The sequence below is a fragment of the Terrabacter sp. P5_B1 genome (assembly GCF_056400505.1).
Genome location: NZ_JBFULD010000164.1, coordinates 1 through 9,281 on the forward strand (window position 1 = coordinate 1; position 9,281 = coordinate 9,281).

Genomic DNA, 9,281 nt, shown 5'->3' on the forward strand with positions numbered 1-9,281 from the left:
GGCGCCGGACACCCCGGGGTGACGGGCGCCTCTCGACGTGCAAGGAACTCAGATGAGGCCGAGCTCCTTGACCGCGTCGCGCTCGCCCTCGAGGCGGGCGACGGAGGCCTGGATGCGCTCGCGGGAGAAGTCGGAGAGCTCGATGCCCTGGACGATCTCGTAGGTGCCGTTCTTCACCGTGCACGGGAACGAGGAGACGATGCCCTCGGTGACGCCGTAGGAGCCGTCGGACGGGACCGACATCGACACCCAGTCGTCGGTGCCGAGCACCCAGTCGCGCATGTGGTCGATCGTCGCGTTGGCCGCGGAGGCCGCCGACGACAGGCCGCGGGCGGCGATGATGGCGCCGCCGCGCTTGGCGACGGTCGGGATGAACTCGTCGGTGATCCACGACTCGTCGACGAGGTCGGCCGCGGTCTTGCCGCCGACCTTCGTGTTGTAGAGGTCGGGATACATGGAGTCGTCGTGGTTGCCCCAGATCGCAAGGTTGCTGATCTCGGAGACCGGCACGCCGAGCTTCTTGGCGAGCTGGCTCTTGGCGCGGTTGTGGTCCAGGCGCGTCAGGGCGTTGAAGCGCTCGTTGGGGATGTCGGGGGCGTTCGTCATGGCGATGAGCGCGTTGGTGTTGGCCGGGTTGCCGGTGACGAGCACCTTGATGTCGTCGGCGGCGGCGTCGTTGAGCGCCTTGCCCTGGCCGGTGAAGATCTTGCCGTTGGCCGAGAGGAGGTCGGCGCGGTCCATGCCCTCCTTGCGCGGCATGGCGCCGACGAGCATCGCGAGGTTCGCGCCGTCGAAGACCTGCGCCGCGTCGTCGCCGATCTGCACGCCGGCGAGCGTCGGGAAGGCGCAGTCGTCGAGCTCCATGACGACGCCCTCGAGCGCCTTGAGCGCGGGGGTGACCTCGAGCAGGCGCAGCTCCACCGGGGTGTCGGGCCCGAGCAGGGCACCGCTCGCGATGCGGAACAGGAGGCTGTAGCCGATCTGGCCGGCGGCGCCGGTGACGGCGACCTTGACGGGGGTAGTGCTCACAGGAGGGCCCTTCGCATCGGTGTGTCGCTGGACGCTCCGACGCTACCAGTGCGTGCGGGCCCGTTTGGACGGGTGGGCGTGCTCACCCGCGACGCTGGCGTATGCCGTGACGCGCGGCGTGACGACGATCACGCGGACCCTCGTGGGTGGCCTTCTCAGACGGTCAGCGCGAGCGAGCCGAGGGCGATGAGCCAGCTGACGAAGCTGCCGACGAGGAAGTACTCGGTGATGTCGTCGATGCCGGCGGGGCCGCCGGCGTAGGCGCCGTTGGCCGCGGCAGCGGGGTCGCCGTTGGCGGTCCGGGCGGCGGCCTGGATCTCGGGGAAGCGGAGCAGCCCCTTGGCGGCGATGACGAGCCCGGCCGCGCCGAACTCCCCGGCGACGCCGAGCCCGAGGATGACGAGGCGCTCCATCGGGCCGAGCAGCCGGCCGCCCTTGAGCCGGTCCGAGGGCTGCCCCGACGTCGGGGGAACGGCGCGCCCGGACAGCGACGCGGCGGCCGCAGCGGCGGCGTTGGCGTTCGTGACGTCGGACGGGCGCAGGGCCCCGATGGTGAGCAGGACGAGGCGCACGATGATGTTGGCCGTCGCGACGTTGAAGAGCACGAGCCCGAGCAGCAGCAGCACCCGGGCCGCGGGCAGCGGACCGTGCCCGGGCAGGTCGGCCCAGCCCAGCCACGTCGCGAGGGCTCCGCCCGCGGGGGACGCGGCCCCGGAGAAGGCGAGCAGCCCGACGACGACGGCGGCGAAGACGGCCAGGGGAGCCAGCGCTCCGCGGCCGGTCATCTGGGTGCGCCGGGACAGCTCGGCCCAGCCCGCGCCAGCGGCCCCGGCCAGGACGAGAGCGAGCAGGTCGGGCCAGGCGTGCATGCCGGCCAGCAGTCCGAGCGCGACGATGAGGACCGGCGCGGCCACGTGCCCGGCGAGACGGCCGCGCCGCCACGACGTCGACCGGAGGATGTCGCCGACCCCGATGCCGCTGAGGGCGATCGACAGCCAGGTCACGGCAGGTCCCCGAGGGTCGCCATCGCCTCGAGGGCGATCCCGATGCCGTCTCGCCGCACGCGCTGCGAGACGGCGGACGGGCTGATCCCGACCTGCTCGGCGACGTCGTGCTGGGCGAGGCCGTGCATGAGTCCTCCGAGGATCGCGCGTGAGGTGGTCGACATGGAGCCAACCATGAAGTCCAGACAGTCGAGCGCGGCCCGCACGGCCGCCACGGTGGCCGGCGGCTCGTCCGGCGCGACGTATGCCGTCCGCGACGTCCGCGTCTGCGCCCGCTGGGCGCGGTCCTCCGCCAAGGTGATGGCGTCCCGGGCGGCCCAGTAGGCGGGGCCGTCGTGGATGCCGCGCACCGGGTCGAGCGTCGTCACGTCCCCGCGACCGAGGCCGAAGCGGATGTCGGCGAGCGGGAAGAGCTCGGCCCGGACGACGAAGCTGGCCCGCAGCGCCGCGCCGAGCGTGGGGTAGACGCCCTGGAACTCGTCGCCGACCGTGATGACGGCGGGGTCGTCGATCGGCACCTCGGCGTTGGCGCGGCCGACGGCGGCCTCGAACGCCTCGTGCAGGGCCTGGCGCTCGCGGTGGGTCCGGGACTCGACGATGTCGCCGATGAGCGCCACCGGTGAAGGCTTGACCTTCAGTTGTACCATCTGAAGATCATAACTTCATCTGGCGGAAATGGAGCCTGAGTCTTCAGATTGCTGGGTTCAGTCGTCGAGGATCGGGCGGCCCTCGGCGTCGACGGCGGCGTTGGAGATGGTGTCGGTCGAGCCGCTGATGTCGAGGTGCTCGCGCTGTTCGCCGGTGATCCACGCGTACGTCGCGCCGGCGATGAGGCCGCCGACGATCGGGGCGACCCAGAAGGCCCAGAGCTGGCCGACCGCGCCGTTGCCGTTGAAGAAGGCGACGGCAGTCGAGCGGGCCGGGTTGAGCGAGGCGTTGCTGATCGGGATGGCGACGAGGTGTCCGATCAGCAGGCCGAACCCGATGGCGAGCGGGGCGAAGCCCTTGGGGGCGTCATCCTTGGTCGCGCCGAGGATGATGTAGACGAAGAAGGCGGTGACGAGCGCCTCGGTGATGAGCACGGCGCCGAGCGCGAAGCCGCCGGGGGAGTGGGCGCCGTAGCCGTTGGCCGCGAGGTTGCCGATGACCGGGCGTCCCGTCGAGGCGAGCAGGCCGGCAAGCGCGCCACCGGCGAGCAGGCCACCGACGACCTGGGCGCCGACGTAGGCCGGCACCTCGCGCCACTCGAAGCGCTTCGCGACGGCGATGCCGATGGTGACGGCTGGGTTGAAGTGCGCCCCGGAGACGTGCCCGACGGCGTAGGCCATGGTCGTGACGGCGAGGCCGAAGGCGAGGGCGACGCCGAGGTGGCCGATGCCGAGCTGGACCGACTGCCCGTCGAGGGCCTGCACGGCGAACTTCGCGTTGAAGATGGCCGAGCCGCAGCCGATGAAGACGAGCCAGAAGGTCCCGAGCGCTTCGACGGCGAGGCGCGAGCTCATCTTGGGGGTGTACATCGGGCTCCTCCAGCGGGGACGTCGAGGCAGTGGCGTCCGGGATGCCCCCGGTGGTCGCAGCGTAGTGGAACGGGTCCGTCGGAGATCGGGGCACGTGGTCAATGGGTGCGTGACGGACGCTCGCGACGTCTATTTCGCTCACCAGCTTGCGGACAAGCGGCTCCGGCAGCTGCTCGCCGCGCCGGACGTGCACGTAGACAGCGCCGGCACCGGTGCGCTGGTCGGCGCCGGCATCGAGTCCGGTTCGGCCGCCCCGGTCTGACCGCACCGCCACTTCGGCCGGTTGGGTCAGCGCGGCCGCGATGGGCCAGAATGCACCCATGCCCTCGACGCCTTCCCTCTCGACCACGACGCCGCGCAGCCTCTCCGGCATGCAGCCGACGAGCGACTCGCTCCACCTCGGCAACTACATCGGTGCGCTCGTCGAGTGGGTGCGCCTGCAGGAGACGCACGACGCCTTCTACTTCGTCGCCGACCTGCACGCGCTGACCGTCGCCCCCGAGCCGGAGRTGCTGCGCGAGCGCACCCGGATCACGGCGGCGCAGTACATCGCGGGCGGCGTCGACCCCGTGCGCTCGACGCTCTTCGTCCAGAGCCACATCGCCCAGCACACCGAGCTCTACTGGGTGCTCGGCACGCTCACCGGCTTCGGCGAGGCCAGCCGCATGACGCAGTTCAAGGACAAGTCGGCCAAGGGCACCAACACCAACGTCGGCCTCTTCGCCTACCCCGTGCTCCAGGCCGCCGACATCCTCATCTACGACGCCAACGTCGTGCCGGTGGGGGAGGACCAGCGCCAGCACCTCGAGCTCTCCCGTGACCTCGCCGGCCGCTTCAACCAGCGCTTCGGCGACACCTTCGTCGTGCCCGAGCCGCACATCATGAAGGCGACGGCCAAAATCCAGGACCTCCAGGCCCCGACGGCCAAGATGAGCAAGTCGGCGGTGTCCGACGCCGGTCTGGTCAGCCTGCTCGACGAGCCGTCGCGCATCGCGAAGAAGATCCGCTCGGCCGTCACCGACACCGAGCGTGAGATCCGCTTCGACGAGGACAACAAGCCGGGGGTGTCCAACCTGCTCTCCATCCACTCCGCCCTGTCCGGCACGCCGGTGGCCCTCCTCGAGGAGCACTACGCCGGCAAGGGCTACGGCGACCTCAAGAAGGACGTCGCCGAGGTCGTCGTCGAGGCCGTCACGCCGTTCCGCACCCGGACCCTCGAGCTGATGGCCGACCGCGCCGAGCTCGACCGCATCCTCGCCGACGGGGCGGAGCGCGCCGGCGCGGTCGCCGAGGCCACCGTCCGCCGCGTCTACGACAAGGTCGGTCTGCTGCCGCGACTCGGCCGCTGAAAGGCGCACGCACCCAGGTGCGTTGCGCGGTCGCCCCATTCGATACGGTCTGGTGCGTGAGTGATGCGCGCCCGACGACGATCGGCGTCTCGATCCCCATCCCGGCCCCGCACGGAGACTTCCTCCAGCGTCGCCGGGCCKACTTCGGTGATCCCCAGGCGTGGCGGATCCCCACGCACATCACCCTGCTCCCGCCGACCGAGGTCGACGAGCAGACGTATGCCGCCTTCCGCGGCCACTGCGCCGCCGTCGCCGCCGCCCACGTCCCGTTCGACGTCGTGCTGCGCGGCACGGGGACGTTCCGGCCGCTCTCCGACGTCGTCTTCATCCAGGTGGCCCGAGGCGTCTCCAACTGCGAGTCGCTCGAGCGGGCGCTGCGCTCCGGCCCGGTCACCCGCGACCTCGACTTCTACTACCACCCGCACGTCACCGTGGCGCACAACGTCGCCGCGGAGTCCCTCGACCGGGCCTTCACCGACCTCGCCGACTACTCGGTCACCTTCGAGGTCGGCGCCTACCACCTCTACGAGCAGGGCGACGACGGCGCGTGGCGTCCCGTCGACCAGTTCACACTCGACGGGAACTGAGCCGTGGCGGCCCTCCAGCGCGTCCTGGACCGGCTCAAGGCCACCCGCGGCTACCGCGCCTGGACCCGCTACGGCCAGGCCAACGGAGACCTCCTCGCGGCCGGCGTCGGCTACTTCGCGTTCTTCTCCATCTTCCCGGCGCTCGCCCTGGCCTTCGCGATCTTCGGCTTCGTGCTCCAGGGGAGGCCGGACCTCGTCCAGACCATCGCCGAGTCCCTCAACGCCACCCTGCCCGGGATGGTCAAGACGCCGACCAACCCCAACGGCATCATCAGCGTCACAGCGCCGGCGAGCCTGACCCTCACGGTGACCGGCATCATCTCGTTCGTGATGCTGCTCCTCGCCGGCCTCGGCTGGGTCGGCGCCCTGCGCACCGGCATCCGCGGGGTCTTCGGCCTCGAGGCGTCCACCGACAGCATGGTGCGCACCAAGGCCCGTGACCTCTTCGTCCTCGTGACGCTCGGCCTGGCGATCGCCCTCTCTGCCATCCTCACCAGCACCGTCGGCGGTCTCACCGAGCGCGTCGCGGGCTGGATCGGCTTGGCGGGCAACGGTTTCCTCGTGGGTCTCGCCGGACTGGTGGTCGGGGTCGTCTTCGACACCCTCATCCTCGTCGTCCTGCTCCGGATGCTCTCCGGGGTGCCGCTGCCGATGCACAACGTCCGTCAGGGAGCCCTCCTCGGCGCGGCCATCCTCACGCTGCTCAAGCTGTTCGGGGGCTTCCTCGTCAGCCACGCGAGCGGCAACCCGGTGCTCGGGGCCGTCGCGGTCGCCGTCGGCCTGCTCTTCTGGCTCAACCTGATGGCGAAGGTCATCCTGCTCTCGGCCGCGTGGGCCGCCAACGACGTCGACCTCGACCACCTCGGCGACGACACCCAGCGCTCGCCCATGGCGCGTGCCCTGCGTCCGGCGTTCATCGCCCCGCTCCGCGCCCCCGCCGACACCAGCCTCGTGCCGTATGCCGCCACCCCCGTCGCGAGGGCCACCGGGACCTCCCAGCGCGGCGAGCCACGCTCACGCGCCACCGACCGCGTCAGCGTCGCCGCGGGAGCTGTTGTCGGCGCGGCCGGAGCCCTGGCCGTCACGGCCGCACGACGCCTGCGCCGCCGCTGACCCGGCCGACGCAAACCCCCGACAGCTGTCCGGCAGGCGTGGGTCAGGAACGCCGCTAGGGTGCAGATGTGAAGATCACGGTGGTGGGCCTCGGGTACGTGGGCCTGTCCAATGCCGTGATCCTCGCCCGGCACAACGAAGTTGTCGCGCTCGAGGTGGATGCTGCCCGGGCTGATCTGGTCAACTCCGGCCGGTCGCCGATCATCGACGCCGACCTCGAGGCCTACCTCGCCCGTGGCGGCCTCAACCTCCGAGCGACCACGGACCCGGGGGAGGCCTACGCAGGGGCGTCCTTCGTCGTCATCGCGACGCCCACCGACTACGACCCGCACACCATGCGCTTCGACACCACGTCGGTCGAGCAGGTCCTCGGGGCCGTGGCGCGTCACGCTCCGCAGTCCGCAGTGATCATCAAGTCGACGGTCCCGGTGGGCTTCACCGTCCGGATGCGCCAGACCCGCCCCTCCCTGCGCATCATCTTCTCTCCCGAGTTCCTGCGTGAGGGGAAGGCGCTGTGGGACAACCTGCACCCGAGTCGCATCGTCGTGGGTGACACCGGCCCGGAGGCCAAGGAGTTCGCGTCGCTGCTGGCGGAGGGCGCCGACGACGAGGACGTGCCGGTCCTCTTCACCGAGCCCACGGAGGCCGAGGCGATCAAGCTCTTCGCCAACACCTACCTCGCGATGAGGGTTGCCTACTTCAACGAGCTCGACACGTACGCCGCGACGCATGCCCTGGACACGCGGTCGATCATCGAGGGAGTGGGACTCGACCCGCGCATCGGCTCCCACTACAACAACCCGTCGTTCGGCTACGGAGGCTACTGCCTGCCGAAGGACACCCGGCAGCTGCTCGCCAACTACGACGAGGTGCCCCAGAACCTCATCCACGCCATCGTCGAGTCCAACACGACTCGCAAGGATTTCATCGCGAGCGACATCGTGGCTCGCGACCCGAAGGTCGTCGGGATGTACCGGCTCGTCRTGAAGTCCGGCTCCGACAACTTCCGGGCCTCGAGCATCCAGGGGATCATGAAGCGGATCAAGGCTCGCGGCATCGAGGTCGTCATCTACGAGCCGTCCCTCGAGGACGACGACTTCTTCCACTCGCGCGTCATCCGGGACCTCGACGAGTTCACGTCCCTGGCCGACGTCATCGTCGCCAACCGGCACGCCGACGAGCTCGACTGCGTCCGTCACAAGGTCTACACGCGCGACATCTACGGCCGCGACTGACCCCGAGACCTCGTCGGGACGGCATACGTCGTCTTCAACGCAGGCACAGAAGAACCCGCCCCGGTGATCCGGGGCGGGTTCGTCTGTGGTGCGGTGTCGGACGCAGTATCACTCGCCGTGCACGAGGGCGTGGCGCAGGTCCTTGTTGAGCTGGTTGATGACGTCCATCGGGATCTCCTTCGGGCACGCCAGCGAGCACTCGCCGATGTTCGTGCAGCCGCCGAAGCCCTCGTGGTCGTGCTGGCTGACCATGCTGACGACGCGGGCGTCCCGCTCCGGCTGGCCCTGGGGGAGCTCGCCGAGGTGCGTGATCTTGGCGCCCATGAAGAGCATGCCGGACGCGTTCGGGCAGGCCGCGACGCAGGCGCCGCACCCGATGCACGCGGCCGCCATGAAGGCGCGGTCGGCCTTCTGCTTGGGCACCGGCACCGAGTGGGCCTCGGGGGCCGCGCCGGTGTTGGCGCTGATGAAGCCGCCGGCCTGGATGATGCGGTCCAGGGACGACCGGTCGACGACGAGGTCCTTGATGACGGGGAAGGCGTCGGCGCGCCACGGCTCGACGGTGATCTCGTCGCCGTCGGAGAAGCTGCGCATGTGCAGCTGGCACGTCGTCGTGACCTCGGGTCCGTGGGCCTTGCCCGAGATCATCAGGCCGCACATGCCGCAGATGCCCTCGCGACAGTCGGAGTCGAACGCGATCGGCTCCTCGCCACGGGCGTTGAGCTGCTCGTTGAGCACGTCGAGCATCTCGAGGAACGACATGTCCTCGGAGATGTCGGTGACGGGGTAGGTCACCATCTCGCCCTTGGACTTCGGGCCGGCCTGACGCCAGATCTTGAGAGTGAGATTCACTTGTAGCTCCGCTGCTTCAGCTCGACGAATTCGTAGACCAGGTCCTCCTTGTGCAGGACCGGCGGGCCGTCCTGTCCGCCCCACTCCCACGCTGCGACGTAGGCGAACTCGTCGTCGTGACGCAGCGCCTCGCCGTCCTCGGTCTGGGACTCGGCGCGGAAGTGGCCGCCGCAGGACTCGCGGCGGTGCAGCGCGTCGACGCACATCAGCTCACCGAGCTCGAGGAAGTCGGCGACGCGGCCGGCCTTCTCGAGGCTCTGGTTGAGCGTGTCGGCGCTGCCGAGCACCTTGACGTTGCGCCAGAACTCGTCGCGCAGGCCGCGGATGAGGTCGATGGCCTTGAGCAGGCCCTCCTCGGAGCGCTCCATGCCGCAGTACTCCCACATGATGGCGCCGAGCTCCTTGTGGAAGGAGTCGACCGAGCGGTCGCCGTTGATCGACAGGAGCTTCGTCACGCGCGCGTCCACCGAGGCACGGGCCTCGGCGACCGCCTCGTGGGTTTCGTCGAGCTTCTCGAACGGGCCGCGCGAGAGGTAGTCGCGGATCGTGTGGGGCAGCACGAAGTAGCCGTCGGCGAGACCCTGCATGAGCGCGC

General features: G+C 70.3%; 10 protein-coding genes and 1 pseudogene. 5 read left to right on the forward strand and 6 right to left on the reverse strand.

What is annotated here, in order from left to right:
* Positions 1-48: 48 nt before the first annotated feature.
* The 4 genes from AC1DP0_RS12840 to aqpZ all read right to left on the reverse strand — a co-directional run bounded on the left by AC1DP0_RS12840 (position 49) and on the right by aqpZ (position 3,550).
* On the reverse strand, positions 49-1,029 hold the full coding sequence (locus tag AC1DP0_RS12840; RefSeq protein ID WP_478084948.1) for a malate dehydrogenase: 981 nt from the start codon (positions 1,027-1,029) through the stop codon (positions 49-51).
* 155 nt (positions 1,030-1,184) lie between these two features.
* Positions 1,185-2,033 carry a hypothetical protein gene (locus AC1DP0_RS12845; RefSeq protein WP_478084949.1) on the reverse strand — a complete coding sequence of 283 codons (849 nt, stop codon included), beginning with the start codon at positions 2,031-2,033 and terminating at the stop codon, positions 1,185-1,187.
* The gene (locus AC1DP0_RS12850; RefSeq protein WP_478084950.1) at positions 2,030-2,680 is read right to left on the reverse strand and encodes a SatD family protein; all 651 of its coding nucleotides are present in this window, start codon (positions 2,678-2,680) and stop codon (positions 2,030-2,032) included. Before AC1DP0_RS12850 ends, AC1DP0_RS12845 begins: the two co-directional genes overlap by 4 nt.
* 57 nt (positions 2,681-2,737) lie before the next feature.
* A complete protein-coding gene (gene aqpZ / locus AC1DP0_RS12855) occupies positions 2,738-3,550 on the reverse strand; it encodes an aquaporin Z (protein WP_478084951.1) in 813 nt (270 codons plus the stop codon).
* A 109-nt stretch (positions 3,551-3,659) separates the two neighbouring features.
* Here aqpZ and AC1DP0_RS12860 point away from each other — a divergent pair, with 109 nt between their 5' ends.
* The 5 genes from AC1DP0_RS12860 (at position 3,660) to AC1DP0_RS12880 (ending at position 7,834) form a co-directional block, all read left to right on the forward strand.
* Entirely contained in the window at positions 3,660-3,812 is a 153-nt protein-coding gene (locus tag AC1DP0_RS12860; RefSeq protein ID WP_478084952.1) for a hypothetical protein, read from the forward strand.
* Positions 3,813-3,852: 40 nt separating this feature from the next.
* A complete protein-coding gene (gene trpS, locus AC1DP0_RS12865) occupies positions 3,853-4,899 on the forward strand; it encodes a tryptophan--tRNA ligase (protein ID WP_478084953.1) in 1,047 nt (348 codons plus the stop codon).
* 56 nt (positions 4,900-4,955) lie between these two features.
* A complete protein-coding gene (locus AC1DP0_RS12870; RefSeq protein WP_478084954.1) occupies positions 4,956-5,486 on the forward strand; it encodes a 2'-5' RNA ligase family protein in 531 nt (176 codons plus the stop codon).
* Between the two features lie 3 nt (positions 5,487-5,489).
* Complete coding sequence (locus tag AC1DP0_RS12875) at positions 5,490-6,599, forward strand: YihY/virulence factor BrkB family protein (protein ID WP_478084955.1); 1,110 nt, start codon at positions 5,490-5,492, stop codon at positions 6,597-6,599.
* A gap of 68 nt (positions 6,600-6,667) precedes the next feature.
* Positions 6,668-7,834: a nucleotide sugar dehydrogenase gene (locus AC1DP0_RS12880; protein WP_478084956.1), complete on the forward strand. Its 1,167-nt coding sequence runs from the start codon at positions 6,668-6,670 to the stop codon at positions 7,832-7,834.
* Positions 7,835-7,942: 108 nt separating this feature from the next.
* Here AC1DP0_RS12880 and AC1DP0_RS12885 read toward each other — a convergent pair whose 3' ends face one another.
* Positions 7,943-8,686: a succinate dehydrogenase/fumarate reductase iron-sulfur subunit gene (locus AC1DP0_RS12885; RefSeq protein WP_478084957.1), complete on the reverse strand. Its 744-nt coding sequence runs from the start codon at positions 8,684-8,686 to the stop codon at positions 7,943-7,945.
* A pseudogene (locus AC1DP0_RS12890) lies at positions 8,683-9,281 on the reverse strand (fumarate reductase/succinate dehydrogenase flavoprotein subunit); the annotation flags it as partial. The gene AC1DP0_RS12885 and the pseudogene AC1DP0_RS12890, both read right to left, overlap by 4 nt.

Coding starts and splice junctions, on each gene's coding strand:
- AC1DP0_RS12850 (WP_478084950.1), bottom strand. CDS start 2,680: ATGGTACAACTGAAGGTCAAGCCTTCACCGGTGGCGCTCATCGGCGAC.
- aqpZ (WP_478084951.1), bottom strand. CDS start 3,550: ATGTACACCCCCAAGATGAGCTCGCGCCTCGCCGTCGAAGCGCTCGGG.